This window comes from Mesorhizobium sp. P2_D5, assembly GCF_056404355.1.
This window is the reverse complement of sequence record NZ_JBFUEE010000004.1, coordinates 309,060-333,220: the sequence shown is the minus strand read 5'-3', so window position 1 is coordinate 333,220 and position 24,161 is coordinate 309,060. Positions and strand designations below refer to the sequence as shown.

Genomic DNA, 24,161 nt, shown 5'->3' with positions numbered 1-24,161 from the left:
CACTGGAAAAGTGTCGCAGATATTGGAGTTTCGGGCTTGCTTCCTATATAAGCAGCGAGTGATTCCTGATTAGATTGTGATCCGATTTGACCGACCAAAAGACACCGCGCGGCGCCGACGGCGGCCCCACCGGCATCGAGCCGATCTCCATCGTCGAGGAGATGCAGCGCTCCTATCTCGATTACGCAATGAGCGTGATCGTCAGCCGTGCGCTGCCGGACGTGCGCGACGGCCTGAAGCCGGTGCATCGCCGCATTCTCTTCGCCTCGCATGAGAGCGGTTACCACTGGAACCGCAAATATGTGAAGTCGGCGCGCCCGGTCGCCGACGTGATGGGTAAATACCATCCGCATGGCGACGCCTCGATCTACGACGCTTTGGTGCGTATGGCGCAGGACTGGTCGCTGCGCGTGCCGCTTATCGACGGACAGGGCAATTTCGGCTCCATCGACGGCGATCCGCCGGCGGCGATGCGCTATACCGAATCGCGGCTGACCAAGGTCGCGCATGAGCTGCTGGAGGATATCGACAAGGACACCGTCGATTTCCAGGACACCTATGATGCGTCCGGCAGCGAGCCCAAGGTTCTGCCGGCACGGTTCCCCAATCTGCTGGTCAACGGCTCCGGCGGCATTGCCGTCGGCATGGCGACCAACATCCCGCCGCACAATCTCAGCGAAGTCTGCAACGGCGCCATCGCCATCATCGACAATCCGGCGATCGACCTGCCGGCACTGATGGAGATCATCCCGGGGCCGGATTTCCCGACCGGCGGCATCGTGCTTGGCCGTTCCGGCATCTACAGCGCCTATTCAACCGGCCGCGGCTCCATCGTCATGCGCGGCAAAGTCAACATCGAGGCGCGCGGCAACGACCGCGAGTCGATCATCATCACCGAGGTTCCCTACCAGGTGAACAAGTCGTCGATGATCGAGAAGATGGCCGAACTGGTGCGCGACAAGCGCATCGAGGGCATTTCCGACATCCGCGACGAGAGCGACCGCCAGGGCTACCGCGTCGTCATCGAACTGAAGCGCGACGCCGTCGCCGACGTCATCCTTAACCAGCTTTACCGCTTCACGCCGCTGCAGACATCCTTCGGCGCCAACATGGTGGCGCTCAACGGCGGCAAGCCGGAACTGCTGACGTTGACCGACATGCTGAGGGCGTTCGTCGCCTTCCGCGAGGAAGTGATCACCCGGCGCACGAAATTCCTGCTGCGCAAGGCGCGCGACCGCGCCCATGTCCTGGTCGGTCTCGCTATCGCCGTCGCCAACATCGACGAAGTGATCAAGCTCATCCGCACCGCGCCGGATCCGCAGACGGCGCGTGAGCAGTTGATGGAGCGGCGCTGGCCGTCCGGCGATGTCGAATCGCTGATCCTGTTGATCGACGATCCGCGCCATCGCATCAACGAGGACGGCACCTACAATCTGTCCGAGGAGCAGGCGCGCGCCATACTCGAACTGCGCCTGCAGCGCCTGACCGCGCTCGGCCGCGACGAGATCGCCGACGAGTTGAACACGATCGGCGCCGAAATCATTGATTACCTGGACATTTTGTCTTCCCGCGCGCGGGTCCAGCAGATCGTCAAGGATGAGCTTGCCGCCGTGCGCGACGAGTTTGGCACGCCACGCCGCACCGAGCTCACCGATGGTGGCGCGGACATGGAAGACGAGGACCTGATCCAGCGCGAGGACATGGTCGTGACGGTGAGCCATTCTGGCTACATCAAGCGCGTGCCGCTGTCGCTCTACCGGGCGCAGCGCCGCGGCGGCAAGGGCCGCTCCGGCATGTCGACCAAGGAAGAGGATTTCGTCACCCGGCTGTTCGTTGCCAACACGCACACGCCGGTGCTGTTCTTCTCCTCGCGCGGCATCGTCTACAAGGAGAAGGTCTGGCGGCTGCCGATCGGCAACCCGCAATCGCGCGGCAAGGCGCTGATCAACATGCTGCCGCTGGAGCAGGGCGAGCGCATCACCACCATCATGCCGCTGCCCGAGGACGAGACAAGCTGGGGCGAGCTCGATGTGATGTTCGCCACCACGCGTGGCACCGTTCGACGCAACAAACTTTCCGACTTCGTCCAGGTCAACCGCAACGGCAAGATTGCCATGAAGCTGGAGGAGGAGGGCGACGAGATTCTAGGCGTCGAGACCTGCACCGACAATGACGATGTGCTGCTCACCGCCAGCTCCGGCCAGTGCATACGCTTTTCGGTCGGCGACGTGCGCGTGTTCCAGAGCCGCAATTCGGTCGGCGTGCGCGGCATAACCATGGCCGAGACCGACCGCATCATCTCGATGTCGGTGATCGAGAATGTCGATGCGCCGCCGGCAGAGCGCGCCGCCTATCTCAAGCGGGCGGCGGCCGAACGGCGGCTTGCCGCCGGCATCGCGGCCGGCGAAGAGGAAGAGATCGCGCTGACCAACGAAGAGGTCGGCGAGGAGACGGAGCTTTCCGACGAGCGCTACGAATTCCTCAAGCAGCACGAGCAGTACGTGCTGACGGTAACCGAATATGGCTACGGCAAGCGCTCGTCGTCCTATGATTTCCGGCTGACCGGACGCGGCGGCAAGGGCATTCGTGCCACCGACGTTTCGAAGGTAGCCGAGATCGGCAGGCTGGTGGCGACCTTCCCGGTCGGCAATGACGACCAGATCATGCTGGTGTCGGACGGCGGTACCGTCATTCGGGTGCCGGTGAACGGCATCCGTTTCGCCAGCCGCGCCACCAAGGGCGTGACCATCTTCAACACTGCTGAAGGTGAAAAGGTGGTTTCGGTCGAGCGGATATCCGAACCGCAGGCGGACGAGGAAATCGAAGAAAGCGCCGGCTCTGAGATTGATCCAACGGCGGACGCCGGCCCGGACAGCGCTGAATAAGTCCAGCGCCAGGTTTTGACATAGCAACGCCGGCCCATTGGCCGGCGTGGTGGCACGTTCAGGCGAAACTTAGTAGTGGCGATATGGCTTGCGGGGCCCAAAACCTTCGAAGCGCTTGGTATTGGCCTTGATGCGGATGCGCTGAGCCTCCTGATGCAAGCCGAAAACGGTGGCGATCAGCATGGCGACGGTCATTGCGGTGGCGAGCATGTAGATCAGCATGTGTGTGTTCTCCTGCGCCTAACAACGGATAGATGGGATTTTGGTTTCATCTTATTAAGGTGCAACCTAGTGAACGCTGCGTGAAGGCTTCGTGATCGGCGTGTTCATCTGTCGTTCACGTGGCGGAAAAGGTTCACGACCGGCTCGCCAATCGGATTTGCCTTTGCGAGAGAGGCTCGTTAGAAGCACCAGCCATGACTGAACGCATCGCCCTCTATGCCGGCTCCTTCGACCCGTTGACCAACGGCCATCTCGATGTGCTGAAAGCGTCGCTGGCGGTGGCCGACGTCGTCTATGCGGCCATCGGTATCCACCCGGGCAAGCAGCCGCTGTTTTCCTTCGAGGAACGGGTGGCGCTGATCGAGAGTGCGACGAAGGCTTTATTTGGCCGCGACGGTGCGCGCATCAAGGTTGTCGCCTTCGACGGGCTGGTCATCGACGCGGCCAGGAAGCAGGGCGCCTCGATCATGATCCGAGGCCTGCGCGACGGCACCGACCTCGACTACGAGATGCAGATGGCCGGCATGAACGAGACCATGGCGCCTGAACTGCAGACGGTTTTTCTGCCCGCCAGCCCGTCCGTGCGCACCATTACCGCCACACTTGTCCGCCAGATTGCCTCGATGGGAGGCGACATCCGCCCCTTCGTGCCGGCGGCGGTTGCCGGTGCGCTCACCGCCAAATTCGCGAAATAAGATCCCGGAGATAGATATGCAGCTGAAAAAGCTTGCCTCGTTCCTCATTGTGCTTGCCGGTCTTGTGACCTCGTCTGTCTCGGCCTTCGCCGCCGACCCGGAAAACACCATGATCATCACTCTGAAGGACGGCGACGTCACCATCGCGCTTCGGCCCGATCTGGCACCCAAGAACGTCGCGCAGATCAAGAAGCTGGTGCGCCAGGGCGCCTATGACAACGTCGCCTTCCACCGCGTCATCGACGGCTTCATGGCGCAGACCGGCGACGTCAAGTTCGGTAACATGAAGAAGGGTTTTAGCGCCGAGGCCGTCGGCACCGGCGGTTCCGATCAACCCGACCTGCCGGCCGAATTCTCGCAGACCGAACACTACAAGCGCGGCGTGGTTGGCATGGCCCGCTCGCAGGACCCCAACTCCGCCAATTCGCAGTTCTTCATCATGTTCGCGCCGGCGCCGCCCCTCGATGGCCAATACACCATCGTCGGCACCGTCGTCAGCGGCATGGAACTGGTGGACCACATCAAGAAGGGCGACGAAGCGGACAATGGCACGGTCACCGACCCTGACCGGATGCTCAAGGTGCGCATCGCCGCAGACAAGTAAAGTTGTCGAATAACTCTGTTTTCTGAAAAGGATATCTGACATGGCCGAGATCAAGGACCGCGAAAACGCGCTCATCATGGAGACGACCAAGGGCAACGTCGTCATCGAACTTTTCCCCGACCTGGCGCCCGGCCATGTCGCCCGTATCAAGGAACTGGCACGCGAAGGCGCCTATGACGGCGTGGTCTTCCACCGCGTCATCGACGGCTTCATGGCGCAGACCGGCGACGTCAAGTTCGGCAATTCCAGCAAGCCCTCCTTTGCTCCGTCGCGTGCCGGCATGGGCGGCTCCGACAAGCCCGACCTCAAGGCTGAATTCTCCAATGCCAACCATGGGCGCGGCACCTGTTCGATGGCCCGTTCGCAAAACCCGAACTCGGCCAATTCGCAGTTCTTCATCTGCTTCGACGATGCCGCCTTCCTCAACCGCCAGTACACGGTCTGGGGCCAGGTCATCGAAGGCATGGACAATGTCGACAAGATCAAGCGCGGCGAGCCGGTGCCGGATCCCGACAAGATCGTGTCGCTGAAGGTCGCGGCCGACGTCAAGTAAGGCAAAACGTCAATGATGGGCGTCGTCTGGTCGCTTCTCGGCATCCTGTCCGGCGCCTTCATTGCCATTCAGGCGCCGATCAATTCGCAGTTGGCGCGCGGGCTGGGGCTCCCGGTCGCGGCGGCTGCGTTTTCGTTCCTGTCGGGCGCGGTGGTGCTCGGCATCATTTCCGTCGCGGTGGTGAAGCTGCAAGGCATCACGCTCGACTGGAAGGCGCCGGCACCGTGGCTGTTCATCGCCGGCGGCATGCTTGGCGGCTTCTATGTGACGCTGTCGACGATCCTGACGCCGCGCATCGGCGCCGCCGCCCTGATGGCCTTTCTGGTGGCAGGACAGTTGCTGGCCGGCATGCTTATCGACCGCGTTGGCTTCCTCGGCGTCGCGGTGCGTGAAATCTCGCTCGGCCGCGTCGCCGGCGCGGTGCTGCTGCTGGCCGGAGCGCTGCTCGTCCGGCTCTACTGATGCGCGTCGATCTGTTTGACTTCGACCTACCGGAGGAGCGTATCGCGCTTCGCCCGGCAGAGCCGCGCGACAGCGCCAAAATGCTGGTGATCAAGCCCGGTGAAGGGCTCGAAGACCGGGCGGTTGGCGACCTGCCGTCCCTGCTCAGGGCTAACGACGTTCTGGTCTTCAACGACACCAAGGTCATTCCGGCGCAACTGAAGGGCATCCGACGACGCGGCGAGGCACAGGCTCAGGTCGAAGCCACGCTGCATATGCGCATGGCGCCAGACCGCTGGCTGGCCTTCATGCGGCCGGGCAAGCGCATTGCCGCCGGTGACCGTATCCATTTCGGCCATGATGGCAATTCCTGTTTCCTCGGCCAGCTCGACGCCACCGTGATCGAGAAAGGCGAGGGCGGCGAGGCGCTGCTTGGCTTCGACCTGTCGGGGCCCTTCCTGGACGAAGCGCTGCATGCGGTCGGCCATATTCCGCTGCCGCCTTATATCGCCTCGAAGCGCGACGACGACGAACGCGACCGGGCCGACTACCAGACCATCTATGCCCGGGAAGAAGGCGCCGTTGCCGCACCCACGGCAGGCTTGCATTTCACGCCGGAGCTTTTTGCGACACTCGACGCCAAGGGGGTCGAGCGCCGCTTCGTTACCTTGCATGTCGGCGCCGGCACGTTCCTGCCGGTGAAGGCGGATGACACCGCCGACCACAAGATGCACGCCGAGATCGGCTCGGTCAGCGAGGCGACCGCCGACGCGCTCAACGCGGCCAGGGCGAGGGGCGGCCGCATCGTCGCTGTCGGCACGACCTCGCTGCGCCTGCTGGAAAGCGCGGCGCGCGAGGACGGTACCCTGGTTGCATGGTCCGGTCCGACCGACATTTTCATCACGCCCGGCTACAGCTTTCGCACCGCCGACATGTTGATGACCAATTTCCATCTGCCGCGCTCGACCCTGTTCATGCTGGTCTCGGCCTTCAGTGGTCTCGATAGGATGCGTGCGGCCTATGCGCATGCCATCGAGAACCGTTACAGATTCTACTCCTATGGAGATGCGAGCCTGCTTTATCGAGCGGAGATGAGCGATGGACAATGATCTCGAGAGCCTGGAACGCGAAGCGCTGATCGCGGAAGTGAAAAAATTGCGCTCTGGCATTCGCCAGCATCGCGACGCCACCGGCCATGATTTGTGCTGGCATCACCCAGACCTGTGGGACCTGCTGCCGGAGAAGACCGAGCCGGCGATCGCCGTGCCGCCCTGGGCAAAATTCATGCGTGGCTGCATCCAATACCGCCAGTCGCTCGACAAGCAGGCACCTGGCGCCCCGGTTCATGACAAGGAATTCAATGGCTAAGCCGTTCAGCTTCAAAGTCTTCGCGACGGACGGCAAGGGGCGGCGCGGTGTGATCGACATGCCGCGCGGCGAAATCCGCACGCCTGCCTTCATGCCGGTCGGCACCGGCGGCACGGTCAAGACCATGTATATGGACCAGGTGCGCGGCGTTGGCGCCGACATCATCCTGGGCAACACCTACCATCTGATGCTGCGGCCCGGCGCCGAGCGCGTGGCGCGTCTGGGGGGCTTGCACGAATTCGCCCGCTGGCCGCATCCGATCCTGACCGACAGTGGCGGCTTCCAGGTGATGTCGCTGTCCAAGCTGAGGAAGCTCACCGAAAAAGGCGTCACCTTTCGCTCGCATATCGACGGCGCCGCCTATGAGATGTCGCCGGAGCGCTCGATCGAGATCCAGGGTTTGCTCGATTCCGATATCCAGATGCAGCTCGACGAGTGCACGGCGCTGCCGGCCGAGTTGAAGGAGATCGAGCGCGCCATGGAGCTGTCGCTGCGCTGGGCAGAGCGCTGCAAGACGGCGTTCGGCGACCAGCCCGGCAAGGCGATGTTCGGCATCGTGCAAGGCGGTGACAACGCGGCACTCAGGGTGCGGTCGGCGCAGGCGCTAAGCGCGATGGAGTTGAAGGGTTATGCGGTCGGCGGTCTGGCCGTCGGCGAGCCGCAAGCGGTGATGCTCGAGATGCTCGAGATCACCTGTCCGGAACTGCCTGAAAACAAGCCGCGCTATCTGATGGGCGTCGGCACCCCTGACGATATCCTGAAATCGGTGGCGCGCGGCATCGACATGTTCGATTGCGTGATGCCGACGCGAGCCGGCCGGCACGGTCTTGCCTACACCAGGCGCGGCAAGGTCAATCTGCGCAACGCCCGCCATGCCGACGATCCGCGTCCCCTCGACGAGGAAAGCGACTGCCCGGCGGCGAGGGACTACTCACGCGCCTATCTGCACCATCTGGTGCGCTCGCAGGAAGCGCTTGGTGCGATGCTGCTCACCTGGAACAATCTCTCGTATTATCAAAAGCTGATGCAGGACATCCGTGCGGCAATCGAGGCACATGCCTTCGAAGCACGCGCGGCGGAAATTTCGGAAGGTTGGGCTCGAGGCGATATCCCAGCCATTTAGGCGTGCGCTTCCAGCGATTGACGGATCGGCTGCCCAAGAGCAGATTTGCAAGCGAGGGATTGGCTATGGCCGTGACATACGACTTTGCCGGCAGGACGGCGATCGTAACCGGGGGCTCCAGGGGCATCGGCAGAGCCGTGGCCACACAATTGTCAGGGTCTGGCGCCGACGTCTGGGTCTGGGACGCCGATCCGGTGCCGGCTGACGGCATCCGTAGCCAGACGGTCGACGCCACCAAGGCTGGCGACATAAGGGAAGCCTTGGCTGACATTGTTGCCGGAGCGGGCCGGGTCGACATCCTCGTCAACAACGCTGGCTATCTCGGTCCCTACCTTGGCTTTGAGGCCTTCGAGCCGGTTGAATGGCAGCGAATCATCGGTGTCAATCTCCTCGGAACGTTCGAGGTCACGCATCAGGTCCTGCCGATCATGCGCAAGGCCGTCAACGGCCGCATCGTCAACATGGGATCGCTTGCAGGCAAGGAGGGCTTGCCGAACCTTGCCGCCTATTCGGCGGCAAGCGCAGGCATTATCGCTTTCACCAAGGCATTGTCGCGGGAGGTTTGCGACACCGGCATTCGGGTGAATTGCGTAGCGCCCGGTCCGATCGATACCGACCTTATCAGGCGCCTTGGCAATGAAGTTGTCAGCGACATGATCGGCGCCAGCCCGCTGAAACGGCTCGGCTCCGCCGACGAAGTCGCTGCGTTGGTGCTCTGGCTGTGTTCCGATTCGAGCAGCTTCAACACTGGTGCTGTATTCGATATGTCGGGCGGCAGGGCACGCTACTGATATCGGTTGTCTCAGGTGCTTAGCGAATTCGACGCGCGCAGGCTGCAGCCGGTGATCTGGAACGTGCCGTCGGGCTGTTGCTGCAGCGTGTAGACAGCCTCATAATCCTTGCCGTCGGGGCCGACGATCAGCACCTGCTGGACGATCGATGTCGGGCTCGTTTCCTCGACCTTGCCAAAAGAATAGGTCTGTGGGTTGCGCACCGGCGCATAGCCGTTGGTCACCATGTTCATGAAGGTGTCGACGGTCGGGAAGATCTGCTTCACGTTGGGTGCGGCGAAGCTATAGGCGGTGGCGCCGTCATTGGCGATGAAGGCTTTCAACTGGCCGTCGATGGCGGCTTGCGCCGCCTTGACCTCGGCATCGCCGGCAAGCGCAGACGACGCCAGGACGAGTGGAACGAACGCGAATGCGAAAAACATACGGCGCATGGCCTGTCTCCGTTGCCCCTTGCTAAAGCTGCCTCTCCCCAAAACTGTTCCAAGGGGCATCTTAACATACGCACGACGGCGCTTCACGGTTTCATCGGTGGCGAACATTCGTGTCGCCCCGCGCGCGCTGCGGGAAGTCTTAGCCCAGGCCCGAGCCGGCTGAGCATTCATCCGGCGCTTGAAAGCCCGCCTCCAGTCTGTCAGAAGGGCCGCTTGGACTTGGACGTTTAGGGACGAAGCCATGAGGGCGTTTTTCGTGCAGATCAAATGCGAGCTTGGCAAATCCTATGAGGTTGCCAGCGCGCTTGCCGATGCCGAGATCGCCTCGGAAATCTACTCGACTGCCGGCAATTACGATCTGCTCGCCAAATTCTACGTCGACGACGAGGAAGATGTCGGCCATTTCGTCAACGAGAAGGTGCAGATTCTCCCCGGTATCAAGGACACATTCACCGTCGTCACGTTCCGCGCCTTCTAGAGCCCGTTCCATCCCCGATAGAATCGGGATGGGGTGTTTGAGCGTGACCTTCTCCTAAGCTGGATTCGACTTTTTGGAACCATGCTTCAGCTTCTAAACGCGCCTGCCCGGCCACGAGGCAAAGCCTGACCAAGGGCATATTTCAGCTGCCTTAATTTTGGGCAGCCGCCACATACTGGTCGTCCAACTCCCTCAAATCACCGATTGCGCTTGATTTTCTCCGGCGACGCCAGTGAAATGGTGTCACAGGGGAGTATGCGATTGGCAGCGTTCGATGAAATGCTTCCGGAAGTCTCCGGATTGAGAAGACCGTATTCGGCTTATGATCGCTGGCTGAAGGAGCAGGATCCGGCCAGGCTTACCGAGAAGATGCAGGACGCCGAACGCGTCTTCCGCAAGACCGGCATCACCTTCGCCGTCTATGGCGAGCAGGAAGCTTCCGAGCGGCTGATCCCGTTCGACATCGTTCCCCGCATCATCTCGGGCAATGAATGGCGGCGCCTGACGCAAGGCATCGAACAGCGCGTGCAGGCGCTGAATGCCTTCCTCGACGATATCTACCATCGCCAGGAGATCCTGCGGGCAGGGCGCGTTCCCAGGGAATTGATCGCCAAGAACGAAGCGTTCTTGCCGGAAATGATCGGGGTCAGGCCACCTGCCGGCGTCTACACCCACATCATCGGGGTCGATATTGTCCGCATCAGCGAGGACGAATTCTACGTGCTGGAGGACAATGCGCGCACGCCGTCGGGTGTCTCCTACATGCTGGAGAACCGCGAGACGATGATGCAGCTGTTCCCCGAGCTGTTCCAGAAGATCAAGGTGCGGCCGGTGGAAAACTATCCGCAGCTCCTGCGGCAGTCGCTGGCGGCGGTGCGGCCGCAGAGCACCAAGGGCACGCCGACGATCGCCGTGCTGACGCCCGGCAGCTTCAACTCCGCCTATTTCGAACACGCCTTCCTTGCCGACCAGATGGGCGTGCAGCTTGTCGAAGGTCAGGATCTGCGCGTTGTCGACGGCCATGTCGCGATGCGCACCACCGAAGGCTACAAGCAGATCGATGTGCTTTACCGCCGCGTCGACGATTCTTTCCTCGATCCGCTGACCTTCCGGCCGGACTCGGCACTTGGCATACCCGGCATCATGGACGTCTACCGTGCCGGAAACATCACCATTGCCAATGCGCCGGGAACCGGCATTGCCGACGACAAGGCGATCTACTCCTACATGCCCGAGATCGTCGAATTCTACACCGGCCGCAAGGCGATACTCGGCAACATTCCGACCTGGCGCTGCTCGGAGCCGGACAGCCTGAAATACGTGCTCGAGCACATCGACGAACTGGTGATCAAGGAGGTCCACGGTTCCGGCGGCTACGGCATGCTGGTCGGGCCGGCGGCGACCAAGAAGGAGTGCGAGGATTTTTCCAAGAAACTCGCGGCAAAACCGTCGAACTACATCGCCCAGCCGACGCTGGCGCTGTCGACTTGCCCGATCCTGACTGACAAGGGCCTGGCGCCGCGCCACGTCGATCTCAGACCCTATGTGCTGGTTTCCGACCGCATCCAGATCGTACCCGGAGGGCTGACGCGCGTCGCGCTGAAGGAAGGGTCGCTGGTCGTCAATTCCTCGCAAGGCGGCGGCACCAAGGATACGTGGGTGCTGGATGATTGATTTTCACTTGAAGGGTTTTTGATGCTTTTAGGCCGCACCGCCAACGGGCTCTATTGGATGAACCGCTATATCGAGCGGGCCGAAAACATGGCGCGCCTTGTCGATGCCGGGCTGCGCATGGCGCTGACCCGGACCCAGAGCGCCTCGGAGGAATGGAATTCGGTGCTGCTCAGCGCCGGCTCCGACGTCGCCTTCACGCAGAAATACCAGGATTATACCGCCGCCAATGTCGCCGACTTCCTGTTGCGCGACACGTCGAACCCGTCGAGCACGATGGCGGCGATCGAGACGGCCCGCAACAATGCCCGCATGGTGCGCACCGCGCTGACGCGCGAGACGTGGGAAAGCATCAACGAAGCCTGGATGTCGCTGAAGCGGATGCTAGCAAGGCCGATCGACGAACGCGACCTGCCGAGCGTGCTCGATGCGATCAAGCGCGAGACGGCGCTGATCCGCGGCTCGTTCTACGGCACCATGCTGCGTAACGAGATCTTCGATTTCTCGCAGCTCGGCACCTATGTCGAGCGCGCCGACAACACGGCGCGCATCCTCGACGTGAAATACTACGTGCTGTTGCCGTCGATTTCCTGGGTTGGCTCGACACTCGACAACTACCAGTGGGAATCGATCCTGCGCTCGGTGTCGGCGCACCGCTCCTACCGCTGGGTCTATGACGCAGACTACAAGCCGACCAACATTGCCGACTATCTGATCCTCAATGTCCGCATGCCGCGTTCGCTGACCTTCTGCTACCGCTTCCTCGCCGAACATCTGAAATTCCTCGGCGACGACTACGGCGAGCGTCATGCCTGCCATGCGACGGCCGACAAGACGCAGGCCATGCTGAGAGCCGGGTCGATCAAGGACATATTCGACACCGGCCTGCATGAATTCCTGGCCAATTTCATTCGCGACAACACCAGGCTCGGCGACGAGATCGCGCAGGACTACCGGTTCAATTGAGCATGATCGCGAAAAGTGGGACAAGAGCATGCTCACAAGCGGGACATAGTGCATGCGGCTGAAGATCACCCACAGGACCGAATACCGCTACGATGCACCGGTGCACTATCTGCTGCAGCGGCTGCGACTGCTTCCTGTCAGCGGATCGACGCAGACCGTTTTGTCCTGGGCACTGGCCATCGAGGGTGCGCGCGAGGAGGTTCGCTTTGTCGACCATTTCGGCAACGACACCAGGCTGTTGAGCGTCGAGGGCGAGCGCGACTTTATCACCGTGGAAGCGGCCGGCGAAGTGGTGACGCGCGACACTGCGGGCGTCTCCGGACCACACCAGGGTTTTACGCCGCTCTGGCTGTACAGCCATGAAACGCCCTTGACTGCTATCGGCAGCGGTGTTCGCGAGCTCGCCGCATCCGTCGGTAAGGGCACCGACATCGAAAGGCTGCACCGGCTGATGGCTGTCATCGGCGATCGCGTCGCCTACACGCCCGGCACCACCAATGCGGCGACGCCGGCAGAAGAAGCCTTGGCGCTGAAGACCGGTGTCTGCCAGGATCACACCCATATCTTTGCCGCTGCGGCGCGCGCCATGGGCTTTCCTGCCCGCTATATCAGCGGGTATCTGATGCTGGATGCCGCCGTCGAGCAGGCCGCAAGCCATGCTTGGGCCGAAGCGCATGTTGCGGGTCTGGGCTGGGTCGCCTTCGATGCCGCAAACGGCATCTCTCCAGACGAGCGCTATGTAAAAGTGGCAACCGGTCGCGACTATCGCGACGCCACGCCGGTGTCGGGAATTCGGCTGGGACAGGCGGAAGAACAGCTTGCGGTCACCGTCACGGTGGAGCAGTAATCCGCCAGGATTGCTGCCGGAGCAATTCCAGGAAAAGCGTGAAACGGTTTTCCCGGGAAAAGCGCATAGCGCTTTCCCTTGGGAATTGCGTCGAAACAAGGAGATAGAGCGGTTCTGCGTTTCCGTGAAACGATGAATCGCTCTAGAAGAGATTCCATGACCTATTGCGTCGGCCTGAAGATTGATCGCGGGCTCGTGTTCATGTCGGACACGCGCACCAATGCCGGCATGGATTCGATTTCCACCTTCCGCAAGATGCATGTCTGGGAGCAGCCGGGCGAGCGCGTCATCGTGCTGATGTCAGCCGGCAATCTGGCGACGACCCAGGCAGTGGTCAGCCTGCTCGACGAACGCACCAAGGCAATCGCCGATCGTCACGCCACGCTTTTGGAGACGCCGTCGATGTATCAGACGGTGCGGCTGGTCGGCGATACGGTGAAGGAGGTCATCGCCAGCTCGTCACCCGCGGGCGAGAAGGCGGATTCCTACTTCAATGCCTCGTTCATCCTCGGCGGCCAGATCAAGGGCAGCGAACCGCGCCTGTTCATGATCTATCCCGAAGGCAATTTCATCGAATCGACCGACGACACGCCGTTCTTTCAGATCGGCGAGACCAAATATGGCAAGCCGATCATTATCCGCGCCTACGAAAAGACGATGAGCCTTGCGGAGACGGTGAAGCTGCTTCTGGTGTCGTTCGATTCGACACTTAAGTCGAACCTGTCGGTCGGCTTGCCGCTCGACCTGCTTTTCCTGGAGAAAGACATTTTCAAGGTTGGGCTGAAGAAACGGATCGGCCAGGACGACCAGTATTACCGCACGATCTCGGATGGCTGGTCGAATGCGCTGAAGACAGCTTTTGCCAGCCTGCCCGATTTCCCGGGGTAGGCGCGCGGCGCCAGATGGCCGTTGCATATATTTCACATGTTAAATAATATCAAATCCTGAAGTGCCAGCCGTGACGGGCGGCGGCGAGGAATCCTGTCGGGAGGACACGATGAACAACGATGATTTCCGGCAATGGTCGCGGCGCGCCGCCGACTGGGGCGCCGACTACCGCAACACGTTGCGCGACCGACCGGTGCGACCGCTGGTCGAGCCGGGCGATATTTTCAGGAGCATAGAGGCTTCGCCGCCCGAAGACGCCGAACCGATGGACAGGATTTTCGCCGACTTCGAAGAGAAGATCCTGCCGGGGATGACGCATTGGCAGCATCCGCGCTTCTTCGCCTATTTCCCGGCCAATGCGGCGCCGGTCTCGGTGGTGGCGGAATATCTGGTCTCGGCGATGGCCGCGCAGTGCATGCTGTGGCAGACCTCTCCGGCGGCGACCGAGCTCGAAACGCGCACCGTCGACTGGATGCGCCAGGCGCTTGGCCTGCCGGAAGGTTTCTCAGGCGTGATCCAGGATTCGGCCTCCTCGGCAACACTGGCCGCGGTGCTGACCATGCGCGAGCGCGCGCTCGACTGGCAAGGCAACAAAAAGGGACTGGCGGGGCAGGCGCGCTTGCGCATCTATTCCTCCGACCAGGTGCACACCTCGATCGACCGGGCGATCTGGGTGTCTGGTATCGGCGAGGACAATCTCGTGCGCATTCCCGTCGGTGGCCGCTTTCGCGCCATGGACACGGCAGCGCTTGAGGCGGCAATCATTGCCGACCGGGAAGCCGGCATGCTGCCGGCGGGCATTATCGCCTGCGTCGGCGGCACCAGCACGGGTGGGACCGACGATATCGCTGCGGTTGCGGAGGTGGCGCGGCGGCATGGCCTTTATCTTCATGTCGATGCGGCCTGGGCCGGTTCGGCAATGATCTGCCCGGAATACCGGCATTTCTGGAGCGGTGTCGAAGCGGCCGATTCCGTTGTCTTCAATCCCCACAAATGGCTCGGTGCGCAGTTCGATTGTTCGATCCAGTTCCTGCGCGATCCCGAAAGCCATGTGCGGACGCTGGCCATCAAGCCGGATTACCTGAAGACCCATGGCCATGACGGCATCATCAATTATTCCGAGTGGTCGGTGCCGCTCGGCCGGCGGTTCCGCGCACTGAAATTGTGGTTCCTGCTGCGCGCGCATGGGCTGGAAAGCCTGCGAACGATGATCCGCAACCATGTCGCCTGGAGCGAAGGCCTTGCCGCGCGGCTGGCAAAGGAGCCGGATTTCGAGATCGTCAGCGAACCGATGCTGTCGCTGTTTTCGTTCCGGCACAAGGCTGCGACTGACGCCGACGCGGACGAGCACAATCTGCGGCTGGTCAATGCGATCAACGATGATGGCCGCATCTACCTGACGCAGACGAGAGTCGATGGACGAGTGGCGATCCGGTTCCAGGTCGGACAGTTCGAGGCGACTGCCGGCGATGTCGATGCCGCCTTCGTCGTCATCGCCGAAATCGCGCGCGGCATGGGCTGAATCTGCCTTGATGAGGTTGCGTACAGCTTTGGCTTTGCGATCAGGTAAATTCTATTAGCCGGCTTATACCTTTTCATTGCTTTCGTTTTCGACTATAGACAAGAAAAACGAAAACGGGAGGTTGCCATGTATCTGTCGCCGCGCCATGCCGAAATCATCCAGATGGCCAAGGATCATGGTCGCGTGCTGGTCGACGATCTGGCCACCCACTTCAATGTGACGCCGCAGACCATACGCAAGGATCTCAACGACCTGTGCGATCAGCGGCTGCTTTCGCGCATCCATGGTGGTGCGTTGTTCCCGTCCGGCATCGAGAACATGGAGTATGAGGCCAGGCGCAAGATCGCCGCCGACGAGAAGGAAGCGATCGGCCGCGCTGCGGCCAGGCTGATCCCCGACAATGCCTCGCTGTTCATCAACATCGGCACCACGACGGAGTCGGTCAGCAAGGCGTTGCTCGATCACAACGGGCTTATGGTGATCACCAATAACATCAATGTTGCCAACAGGATGCGCATATATCCTTCGATCGAGGTGGTGATCGCCGGTGGGGTTGTGCGCGGTTCCGATGGCGGCGTGGTCGGCGAAGCCGCGGTCGATTTCATCCGGCAGTTCAAGGTTGACTATGCCGTGATTGGGGCTTCGGCCATCGACCATGACGGGGCCTTGCTCGACTTCGATTTCCGCGAGGTCAAGGTGGCGCAGGCGATCATCGCCAATGCGCGTCATGTCATCCTGGTTTCCGACCAGACCAAATTCGAGCGCACCGCGCCGGTCCGCATCGGACATCTGTCGCAAGTCAACACCTTCATCACCGACCGTTGCGACATTCCGTCAGTGCGCAAGATTTGCCAGGAGGCCGAGGTTCAACTGATCGAGACGTCGCTCGGCTAAGCGGCATCGGCATATCATCACGCGCCCGTGATATTTCGTTTGACATTCGTTCTTATTTCGAAATAATCCCGATACGGTTTCGTAAAAACCTAAAAATGCTGCAATGCGAAATCGCGGGAGGGCTTTTTGGACGCAATCCGGGACATCTTCGTCATCGGTGGCGGCATCAATGGTTGCGGCATTGCCCGCGATGCCGTCGGGCGTGGCTTTTCCGTGTTTCTCGCCGAGATGAGCGACCTCGCCAGCGGGACCTCCTCAGGATCGACCAAGTTGATCCATGGCGGCCTGCGCTACCTCGAATTCTATGAATTCCGCCTGGTGCGCGAGGCGCTGATGGAGCGCGAGGTTCTGTGGAAGAACGCGCCGCATATCATCTGGCCGATGCGCTTCGTGCTGCCCTATGCCAAGGGCTTGCGTCCGGCCTGGTTGATAAGGCTCGGCCTCTTTCTCTACGATCACATTGGCGGGCGCAAATTGCTGCCGGCGACCAGGACGCTGGACATGACCAGGGATCCGGCCGGCAAACCTCTGAAGCCGCTGTTCAAAAGGGCCTTCGAATATTCGGATGGTTGGGTCAATGATGCGCGGCTGGTGGCGCTGAACGCACGTGATGCCGCCGATCGCGGCGCAACCATCCGCACCCGTACGAAAGTGGTCGAAGCACGCCGCGAAAACGGGTTGTGGACGATCAAGATCGAGAACCTGCAAACCGGCGAGACCGAGGAGATCAAGGCTAGGCTGCTGGTCAACGCTGCCGGACCCTGGGTCGATCACGTGCTGTCCGGCGTGGTCGGCCTCAACGATGTGCACAATGTCCGCCTCGTGCAGGGCAGCCACATCGTCATCGCCAAGAAATTCGACGATCCGCGCGCCTATTTCTTCCAGAACAAGGATGGCCGCATCATCTTCGCCATTCCCTACGAGGAAGAGTTCACCTTGATCGGCACCACCGACCAGGACTATCCCGGCGACCCGCATGACGTGAAAATCAGCGACACCGAGATCGACTACCTCTGTGCAGCGGCAAGCGAATATTTCGCGCAACCGGTCAAGCGGCAGGACATCGTCTGGACCTATTCGGCCGTCCGTCCGCTCTACGATGACGGCGCTTCGAAGGCGCAGGAAGCGACGCGCGACTATGTGATCAAGGCCGATGGTGGCGAGGGCGCTGCGCCGGTCGTCAATGCGTTCGGCGGCAAGATCACCACCTATCGCCGGTTGTCGGAATCGATGCTGGAAAAGATTGAGGGCTTCCTCGGCAAGCGCGGCAAGCCATGGACGGGAAACGCGCCACTGCCGGGCGGAGATTTCCCGGCCACCGGCTTCGACGCGCAAGTGGCGAAGCTGAAGTCGGCCTATCCGTTCCTCGACGCACGCCTGGCCCGCAGGCTGACCCGGCTTTACGGGACGCGGGCGCAGGTTCTGCTGGGCCTGGCCAAATCGAATGCCGATCTCGGCCGCAATTTCGGTGCCGATCTCTACGAGGCCGAGATACGCTACCTCGTTGAGAACGAATGGGCGGTCACCGCCGAGGATGTGCTATGGCGCAGGACCAAGCGCGGCCTGCACCTTAGCCGCGAGCAGGTGGCATCGCTCGATGAATTCATGCGCGGCATAAGCCGGCGGCATGTCGCGGCTGCCGAATGAAGAGGGGTTTAAGCTGATGCGGAAAGCCTGGGAGGAGGCGTCATGCTGGAACTGAGAAACGTCACCAAGACGGTCGGTGCGGCCGAGCATATCCGCGACGTGTCGCTGACGCTTCAGCATGGCTCGCTCAACGTCCTGCTTGGGCCCACGCTTTCGGGCAAGACCAGCCTGATGCGGCTGATGGCGGGTCTCGATGTGCCGACCTCCGGCTCGGTCTGGTTCGACGGCCAGAACGTCACCGGCGTGCCGGTGCAAAAGCGCAAGATTGCCATGGTCTACCAGCAGTTCATCAACTATCCGGCGATGACCGTCTATGAGAACATTGCCTCGCCGCTGCGGGTGGCCGGGACCGAGCAAGCCAAGATCGACAAGGAAGTGCGCAATGCCGCGGCCCTGCTCAAGCTGACGCCCTATCTCGACCGCACGCCGCTCAGCCTGTCGGGCGGGCAGCAGCAGCGCACCGCGCTGGCGCGCGCCATCGTCAAGAATGCCAGCCTGGTGCTGCTCGATGAGCCGCTTGCCAATCTCGACTACAAATTGCGCGAGGAATTGCGCGCTGAACTGCCGAAGATCTTCGCCGCCGCCGGCACCATCTTCGTCTATGCCACGACCGAGCCGCATGAAGCGCTGCTGCTCGGCGGCAATACGGCGACCCTTTCCGAAGGACGCATCACCCAGTTCGGCCCGACCATCGAGGTGTTCCGCAAGCCGGCCGATCTGGTGACGGCAAGGACCTTCGCCGATCCGCCGCTCAACACCATCGTGCTCGCCAAGAAGGGCCCGGATTTCCTGCTCGACGGCGGCGTGAAACTGCCGGTGCCGGCCGAGCTCTCGGGCATTGCCGACGCCAACTATACGATCGGCTTCCAGCCGCATCATCTGTCGCTCGAACGGCCCAATGCCTTGGCCGTGCCGGTGCGTGCAAAGGTCACGATCACTGAAATCACCGGGTCGGAGAGCTTCATCCATCTCGATTTCGCCGATGTGCGTTGGGTGATGCTGACCCACGGCATCCGCCATTTCGAGCCCGACGAGGTGGTCGAGGTGTTCATCGATCCGCGCCACATCATGGTTTTCGACGAGCACGGCCGCGCGGTCAGCGCGCCGAAGCTGGCGGCATAGGAGAGCGATATGGCGCGCATCGACGTCAATCATGTCAGGCATTCCTATCTGCCGAACCCGCGGACGGATGCCGATTTCGCACTGCGCGAAGTGCATCACACGTTTGAGGATGGCGGCGCCTATGCGCTGCTCGGTCCTTCCGGTTGCGGCAAGACCACGCTGCTCAACATCATTTCAGGCCTGCTTCATCCCTCGCATGGCCAGTTGCTGTTCAACGGCAAGGACGTGACCAACCTGTCGACACAGGAGCGCAACATCGCGCAGGTGTTCCAGTTTCCGGTCATCTACGACACCATGACGGTCTACGACAATCTGGCCTTCCCGCTGCGCAATCGCGGCGTGCCGGAAGCCGATGTCGACCGCAAGGTGCGCGAGACGCTGGAGATGATCGATCTGGCGTCCTGGGCAAAGAAGAAGGCGAGGGGCCTGACCGCCGACCAGAAGCAGAAGATTTCGCTTGGCCGTGGACTGGTGCGCTCCGACGTCAACGCCATCCTGTTCGACGAGCCGCTGACCGTCATCGACCCGCACATGAAATGGGTGCTGCGCTCACAGCTGAAGCAGCTGCACCGCCGCTTCGGCTACACCATGGTCTACGTCACCCACGACCAGACCGAGGCGCTGACTTTCGCCGATCAGGTTGTGGTGATGTATGACGGCGGCATCGTGCAGATCGGCACGCCGGCGGAACTGTTCGAGCGGCCGCGCCACACTTTTGTCGGTTATTTTATCGGCTCGCCCGGCATGAACGTTATGCCGGTGGCAATCGACGGCAAGACGGCAACGCTCGGCTCGCAGCGGATCGAACTGCCGGGCGCGCCGAAGGCAGGCAGCGGCGCCATCGAGCTTGGCATCCGTCCCGAATATGTGCGGCTCGGCCGCGACGGCATGGCCGTCTCGATCAGCAAGGTCGAGGATGTCGGACGCCACAAGGTGGTTCGCGCCAAGCTGGAAGGCCGCGACATCGCGGCGGTCATCGGCGAGGACGAGAGCGTACCCGCCGAACCGAAAGTCCGGTTCGATCCGGCCGGCATCAACATCTATGCCGATTCCTGGCGCGTCGAGATGGGGGCATAGATGGAAAAGACCTGGAACAACAAGGCCTGGTTCCTGGTGCTGCCGGTGCTGGTGCTGGTGGCGTTCTCGGCCGTCATTCCGCTGATGACAGTCGTCAACTATTCGGTGCAGGACACGTTCGGCAACAATGTCTTCTTCTGGGCCGGCACCGAATGGTTCGAGGAATTGCTGTCCTCCAGCCGCTTCTGGGAAGCGATGGTCCGCAATCTGATCTTCTCCTTCATCATTCTGACCATCCAAGTGCCGCTCGGCATCTTCATCGCGCTCAACATGCCGAAAAAGGGCTGGGGCGTGCCGGTCTGCCTGGTGCTGATGGCGCTGCCGCTGCTGATCCCGTGGAACGTCGTCGGCACCATCTGGCAGGTCTTCGGCCGCAACGACATCGGCCTGCTCGGCTACTACGTCAACGCGCTCGGCATCGACTACAACTACGTCCAGGATCCGTTCGACGCCTGGGTCACCATCATCATCATGGATGTCTGGCACTGGACGAGCCTGGTCGTGCTGCTCTGCTATGCCGGCCTGGTCTCGATTCCCGATGCCTTCTACCAGGCGGCCAAGATCGACGGCGCTTCGCGCTGGGCGGTGTTCCGCTACATCCAGCTGCCCAAGATGCAGCGTGTGCTTTTGATCGCCGTGCTGCTGCGGTTCATGGACAGTTTCATGATCTACACCGAGCCTTTTGTCGTCACCGGCGGCGGTCCCGGCAATTCGACGACGTTCCTGTCGATCGACCTCGTCAAGACCGCGCTCGGCCAGTTCGACCTTGGTCCGGCTGCCGCCATGTCGCTCGTCTACTTCCTTATCATCCTGTTGTTGTCGTGGGTGTTCTACACCGTGATGACCAATTACGACGCGGAGCGCTGAGATGAGCGGCGCCAATGAAAGAGCGAACAGAGTGAGCGAGACGACAGCTTCGGGAGAACTGGCCAGCACGCTGTCGCAGGATGAGGTCGCCCGGCTGATGCGGCGTCGCGGCGAGGAATCGCGCTGGTGGTGGATCGTGCCGACGATCTACATCATCGTTCTCCTGCTGCCGATCTACTGGCTCATCAACATGAGCTTCAAGACCAATGCCGAGATCGTCTCCTCGCTGACGCTCTATCCGCACGCCCCGACGATTGCCAATTACGTCACCATCTTCACCGATGCATCCTGGTATTCGGGCTACATCAATTCGATCACCTATGTGGTGATGAACATGGTGATTTCGGTGACCGCGGCCTTGCCGGCGGCCTACGCGTTCTCGCGCTATCGATTCCTCGGCGACAAGCATCTGTTCTTCTGGCTTTTGACCAACCGCATGGCGCCGCCGGCGGTGTTCGCGCTGCCGTTCTTCCAGCTCTACTCGGCCTTCGGCCTGATCGACACCCATATCGCGGTGGCGCTTGCACACTGCCTGTTCAACGTGCCTTTGGCGGTGTGGATCCTCGAAGGCTTCATGTCGGGCGTGCCGAAGGAAATCGACGAGACCGCCTATATCGACGGCTATTCGTTCCCGCGTTTCTTCATCAAGATCTTCATGCCGCTGATCGCCAGCGGCATCGGTGTGGCCTGCTTCTTCTGCTTCATGTTCTCATGGGTGGAACTGCTGATCGCCCGCACGCTGACGACCACCGATGCCAAGCCGATCGCAGCCACCATGACCCGCACGGTTTCGGCCGCCGGCATGGATTGGGGTCTGCTCGCCGCAGCTGGCGTGCTGACGTTGATCCCCGGTGCGCTCGTCATCTGGTTTGTGCGCAACTATATCGCCAAGGGCTTCGCCCTGGGGAGGGTATGACAATGAACTTCGACCTCTCCTGGATGGCGTGGACGTGGCCGACGGCGGCCTTCTTCGCAACCATTCTGCTGCTGCTGTGTGGCATGGCGGTGTGGGAATACGTCTCGCCGGGTGGCAATCCGCGCGTCGGCATCCTGCGCTTCGAGACGACGCGCGGCGACCGTCTTTTCCTATCGCTGCTCGGCAGCGCCTTTATCCATCTCGCTTGGCTGGGTCTTGTCGGACCCAGTCTCTGGTGGGCTCTCGCTCTCTCCGTGGTCTACGCCATCGGCGTGTTCCGCTACGTATAGAGGGGGAAACTGTTGGAGCGACCGCGTGCCGGCGGCCGCTCCAGATCGCACTTGAAACCTGAAACAGTGGAGGAAACTTATGCGACGGCAATTTTTAACATCAACGACTGCCCTTGTCCTATTGCTCGGCGTGGGCAACGCCTACGCCGGGATGGACGAGGCAAAAGCCTTTCTGGACAAGGAGATAGGCCCGCTCTCGACGCTTTCGCGCGCCGACCAGGAAGCCGAAATGCAGTGGTTTATTGACGCAGCCAAGCCGTTCGCCGGCATGGACATCAAGGTCGTCTCCGAAACCATCGCCACGCACCAGTATGAATCGCAGGTGCTGGCGCCGGCCTTTACCGCCATCACCGGCATCAAGATCACGCACGACGTCATCCAGGAAGGCGACGTCGTCGAGAAGATCCAGACCCAGATGCAGACTGGTCAGAACCTCTATGACGGCTGGGTCAACGATTCCGATCTGATCGGCACCCACTGGCGCTACCAGCAGGTGCGCAACCTGACCGACTGGATGGCGGGCGACGGCAAGGATGTCACCAACCCGAACCTCGACCTGAAGGACTTCATCGGCACCTCGTTCACGACGGCGCCCGACAAGAAGCTCTACCAGCTTCCCGACCAGCAGTTCGCCAACCTCTACTGGTTCCGTTACGACTGGTTCAACGACGAGAAGAACAAGGCCGACTTCAAGGCCAAGTACGGCTACGACCTCGGCGTGCCGGTCAACTGGTCGGCCTATGAGGACATCGCCGAATTCTTCACCGGCCGTGAGATCGACGGCAAGAAGGTCTATGGTCACATGGACTACGGCAAGAAGGACCCGTCGCTCGGCTGGCGGTTCACCGACGCCTGGCTGTCGATGGCCGGCAACGGCGACAAGGGCATTCCGAACGGTCTGCCGGTCGACGAATGGGGCATCAAGGTCGACGAGAATTCGCGGCCCGTGGGCTCCTGCACGGCACGCGGCGGCGACACCAACGGCCCGGCCGCCGTCTACTCGATCCAGAAATACCTCGACTGGCTGAAGGCCTACGCCCCGGCGGAAGCCCAGGGCATGACCTTCTCAGAATCGGGACCGGTGCCGGCGCAGGGCGCGGTTGCCCAGCAGATCTTCTGGTACACCGCCTTCACCGCGTCGATGGTTGACGCCAGCGCCAAGGCGGTGCTGAACGACGACGGCACGCCGAAATGGCGCATGGCACCGTCGCCGCACGGCGTATACTGGAAGGACGGCATGAAGCTCGGCTATCAGGACGTCGGTTCCTGGACGCTGATGAAGTCGACGCCGACCGACCGCGCCAAGGCCGCGTGGCTCTACGCGCAGTTCGTTACCTCGAAGACCGTGGACGTGAAGAAGAGCCATGTCGGCCTGACCTTCATCCGCGAGAGCACGATCCACGACAAGAGCTTCACCGAGCGTGCGCCGAAACTCGGCGGCTTGATCGAGTTCTATCGCTCGCCGGCCCGCGTCCAGTGGTCGCCGACCGGCACCAACGTGCCTGACTATCCGAAGCTGGCACAGCTCTGGTGGCAGGCGATCGGCGATGCGTCGTCGGGTGCCAAGACCGCGCAGGAAGCGATGGACTCGCTGTGCGGCGAGCAGGAAAAGGTCATGAGCCGCATCGAGAAGTCGGGCGTCCAGGGCGATATCGGCCCGAAGATGGCCGAAGAGCACGATCTCGCCTATTGGAACGCCGACGCGGTCAAGAAAGGCAATCTCGCGCCTCAGCTCAAGATCGAGAACGAGAAGGAAAAGCCGATCACCATCAACTACGACGAACTGGTGAAGAGCTGGCAGAAGTAGGACTGTCCTATGCGGGCGTTCGCGCCCGTGTGACATTGGGGGAGGCGGCATGTTGC

The 24,161-nt window shown here is 61.6% G+C and carries 25 protein-coding genes; 23 read left to right on the top strand and 2 right to left on the bottom strand.

The genetic code is table 11. The features are described from left to right. The first annotated feature begins 86 nt into the window (after positions 1-86). Positions 87-2,885 carry a DNA gyrase subunit A gene (gene gyrA / locus AC1DYW_RS19330; RefSeq protein ID WP_095085055.1) on the top strand — a complete coding sequence of 933 codons (2,799 nt, stop codon included), beginning with the start codon at positions 87-89 and terminating at the stop codon, positions 2,883-2,885. A gap of 69 nt (positions 2,886-2,954) precedes the next feature. Here the strand turns inward: gyrA and AC1DYW_RS19325 are convergent, their stop codons facing one another. Beyond that, entirely contained in the window at positions 2,955-3,107 is a 153-nt protein-coding gene (locus tag AC1DYW_RS19325; protein ID WP_095085054.1) for a hypothetical protein, read from the bottom strand. A gap of 194 nt (positions 3,108-3,301) precedes the next feature. Between AC1DYW_RS19325 and coaD the strand changes: the two genes are divergently transcribed. From coaD to AC1DYW_RS19285, 8 genes are all read left to right on the top strand, one after another. Then, positions 3,302-3,802 (top strand): pantetheine-phosphate adenylyltransferase, encoded by a 501-nt coding sequence (gene coaD, locus AC1DYW_RS19320; protein ID WP_457152547.1) that lies wholly within the window; start codon positions 3,302-3,304, stop codon positions 3,800-3,802. Positions 3,803-3,818: 16 nt separating this feature from the next. Continuing rightward, entirely contained in the window at positions 3,819-4,406 is a 588-nt protein-coding gene (locus AC1DYW_RS19315; protein ID WP_095085052.1) for a peptidylprolyl isomerase, read from the top strand. Between the two features lie 40 nt (positions 4,407-4,446). Beyond that, positions 4,447-4,959, top strand: coding sequence for a peptidylprolyl isomerase (locus tag AC1DYW_RS19310; RefSeq protein WP_095085051.1), 513 nt, complete (start codon positions 4,447-4,449; stop codon positions 4,957-4,959). A 12-nt stretch (positions 4,960-4,971) separates the two neighbouring features. After that, complete coding sequence (locus tag AC1DYW_RS19305) at positions 4,972-5,421, top strand: DMT family transporter (RefSeq protein ID WP_457154553.1); 450 nt, start codon at positions 4,972-4,974, stop codon at positions 5,419-5,421. Further along, positions 5,421-6,509, top strand: coding sequence for a tRNA preQ1(34) S-adenosylmethionine ribosyltransferase-isomerase QueA (queA, locus tag AC1DYW_RS19300; protein ID WP_477227303.1), 1,089 nt, complete (start codon positions 5,421-5,423; stop codon positions 6,507-6,509). Before AC1DYW_RS19305 ends, queA begins: the two co-directional genes overlap by 1 nt. After that, positions 6,499-6,768: a hypothetical protein gene (locus AC1DYW_RS19295; RefSeq protein WP_477227302.1), complete on the top strand. Its 270-nt coding sequence runs from the start codon at positions 6,499-6,501 to the stop codon at positions 6,766-6,768. The genes queA and AC1DYW_RS19295 overlap by 11 nt, the downstream gene beginning before the upstream one ends. Next, positions 6,761-7,891 (top strand): tRNA guanosine(34) transglycosylase Tgt, encoded by a 1,131-nt coding sequence (tgt, locus tag AC1DYW_RS19290; protein ID WP_477227301.1) that lies wholly within the window; start codon positions 6,761-6,763, stop codon positions 7,889-7,891. Before AC1DYW_RS19295 ends, tgt begins: the two co-directional genes overlap by 8 nt. A gap of 65 nt (positions 7,892-7,956) precedes the next feature. Continuing rightward, complete coding sequence (locus AC1DYW_RS19285) at positions 7,957-8,682, top strand: SDR family NAD(P)-dependent oxidoreductase (protein ID WP_477227300.1); 726 nt, start codon at positions 7,957-7,959, stop codon at positions 8,680-8,682. Between the two features lie 11 nt (positions 8,683-8,693). Here the strand turns inward: AC1DYW_RS19285 and AC1DYW_RS19280 are convergent, their stop codons facing one another. Continuing rightward, a complete protein-coding gene (locus AC1DYW_RS19280; protein ID WP_477227299.1) occupies positions 8,694-9,113 on the bottom strand; it encodes a DUF4864 domain-containing protein in 420 nt (139 codons plus the stop codon). Between the two features lie 241 nt (positions 9,114-9,354). Here AC1DYW_RS19280 and AC1DYW_RS19275 point away from each other — a divergent pair, with 241 nt between their 5' ends. The 14 genes from AC1DYW_RS19275 to AC1DYW_RS19210 all read left to right on the top strand — a co-directional run bounded on the left by AC1DYW_RS19275 (position 9,355) and on the right by AC1DYW_RS19210 (position 24,105). Next, on the top strand, positions 9,355-9,591 hold the full coding sequence (locus AC1DYW_RS19275; RefSeq protein ID WP_095085044.1) for an Lrp/AsnC family transcriptional regulator: 237 nt from the start codon (positions 9,355-9,357) through the stop codon (positions 9,589-9,591). A gap of 261 nt (positions 9,592-9,852) precedes the next feature. After that, positions 9,853-11,265 carry a circularly permuted type 2 ATP-grasp protein gene (locus AC1DYW_RS19270; protein ID WP_167392123.1) on the top strand — a complete coding sequence of 471 codons (1,413 nt, stop codon included), beginning with the start codon at positions 9,853-9,855 and terminating at the stop codon, positions 11,263-11,265. Between the two features lie 21 nt (positions 11,266-11,286). Next, entirely contained in the window at positions 11,287-12,228 is a 942-nt protein-coding gene (locus AC1DYW_RS19265) for an alpha-E domain-containing protein (RefSeq protein ID WP_477227298.1), read from the top strand. A gap of 52 nt (positions 12,229-12,280) precedes the next feature. Further along, positions 12,281-13,075 (top strand): transglutaminase family protein, encoded by a 795-nt coding sequence (locus AC1DYW_RS19260; protein WP_477227297.1) that lies wholly within the window; start codon positions 12,281-12,283, stop codon positions 13,073-13,075. A 156-nt stretch (positions 13,076-13,231) separates the two neighbouring features. Then, on the top strand, positions 13,232-13,963 hold the full coding sequence (locus AC1DYW_RS19255) for a proteasome-type protease (protein ID WP_477227296.1): 732 nt from the start codon (positions 13,232-13,234) through the stop codon (positions 13,961-13,963). 109 nt (positions 13,964-14,072) lie between these two features. Next, entirely contained in the window at positions 14,073-15,485 is a 1,413-nt protein-coding gene (locus AC1DYW_RS19250; RefSeq protein ID WP_477227295.1) for a pyridoxal phosphate-dependent decarboxylase family protein, read from the top strand. A gap of 126 nt (positions 15,486-15,611) precedes the next feature. Beyond that, positions 15,612-16,379: a DeoR/GlpR family DNA-binding transcription regulator gene (locus tag AC1DYW_RS19245; protein WP_095085039.1), complete on the top strand. Its 768-nt coding sequence runs from the start codon at positions 15,612-15,614 to the stop codon at positions 16,377-16,379. A 126-nt stretch (positions 16,380-16,505) separates the two neighbouring features. Next, positions 16,506-18,026, top strand: coding sequence for a glycerol-3-phosphate dehydrogenase (glpD, locus tag AC1DYW_RS19240; protein WP_477227294.1), 1,521 nt, complete (start codon positions 16,506-16,508; stop codon positions 18,024-18,026). A 42-nt stretch (positions 18,027-18,068) separates the two neighbouring features. After that, on the top strand, positions 18,069-19,148 hold the full coding sequence (locus AC1DYW_RS19235; protein ID WP_095085037.1) for an ABC transporter ATP-binding protein: 1,080 nt from the start codon (positions 18,069-18,071) through the stop codon (positions 19,146-19,148). A gap of 9 nt (positions 19,149-19,157) precedes the next feature. Beyond that, positions 19,158-20,225 (top strand): ABC transporter ATP-binding protein, encoded by a 1,068-nt coding sequence (locus AC1DYW_RS19230; RefSeq protein ID WP_095085036.1) that lies wholly within the window; start codon positions 19,158-19,160, stop codon positions 20,223-20,225. Continuing rightward, on the top strand, positions 20,226-21,092 hold the full coding sequence (locus AC1DYW_RS19225) for a carbohydrate ABC transporter permease (protein ID WP_477227293.1): 867 nt from the start codon (positions 20,226-20,228) through the stop codon (positions 21,090-21,092). It abuts the gene before it with no gap. A gap of 1 nt (position 21,093) precedes the next feature. Next, positions 21,094-22,008 (top strand): carbohydrate ABC transporter permease, encoded by a 915-nt coding sequence (locus AC1DYW_RS19220; RefSeq protein WP_477227292.1) that lies wholly within the window; start codon positions 21,094-21,096, stop codon positions 22,006-22,008. Positions 22,009-22,010: 2 nt separating this feature from the next. Then, complete coding sequence (locus AC1DYW_RS19215) at positions 22,011-22,298, top strand: DUF2160 domain-containing protein (protein ID WP_477227291.1); 288 nt, start codon at positions 22,011-22,013, stop codon at positions 22,296-22,298. A gap of 79 nt (positions 22,299-22,377) precedes the next feature. Beyond that, on the top strand, positions 22,378-24,105 hold the full coding sequence (locus tag AC1DYW_RS19210; protein ID WP_477227290.1) for an ABC transporter substrate-binding protein: 1,728 nt from the start codon (positions 22,378-22,380) through the stop codon (positions 24,103-24,105). The last annotated feature ends 56 nt before the right edge of the window (positions 24,106-24,161 follow it).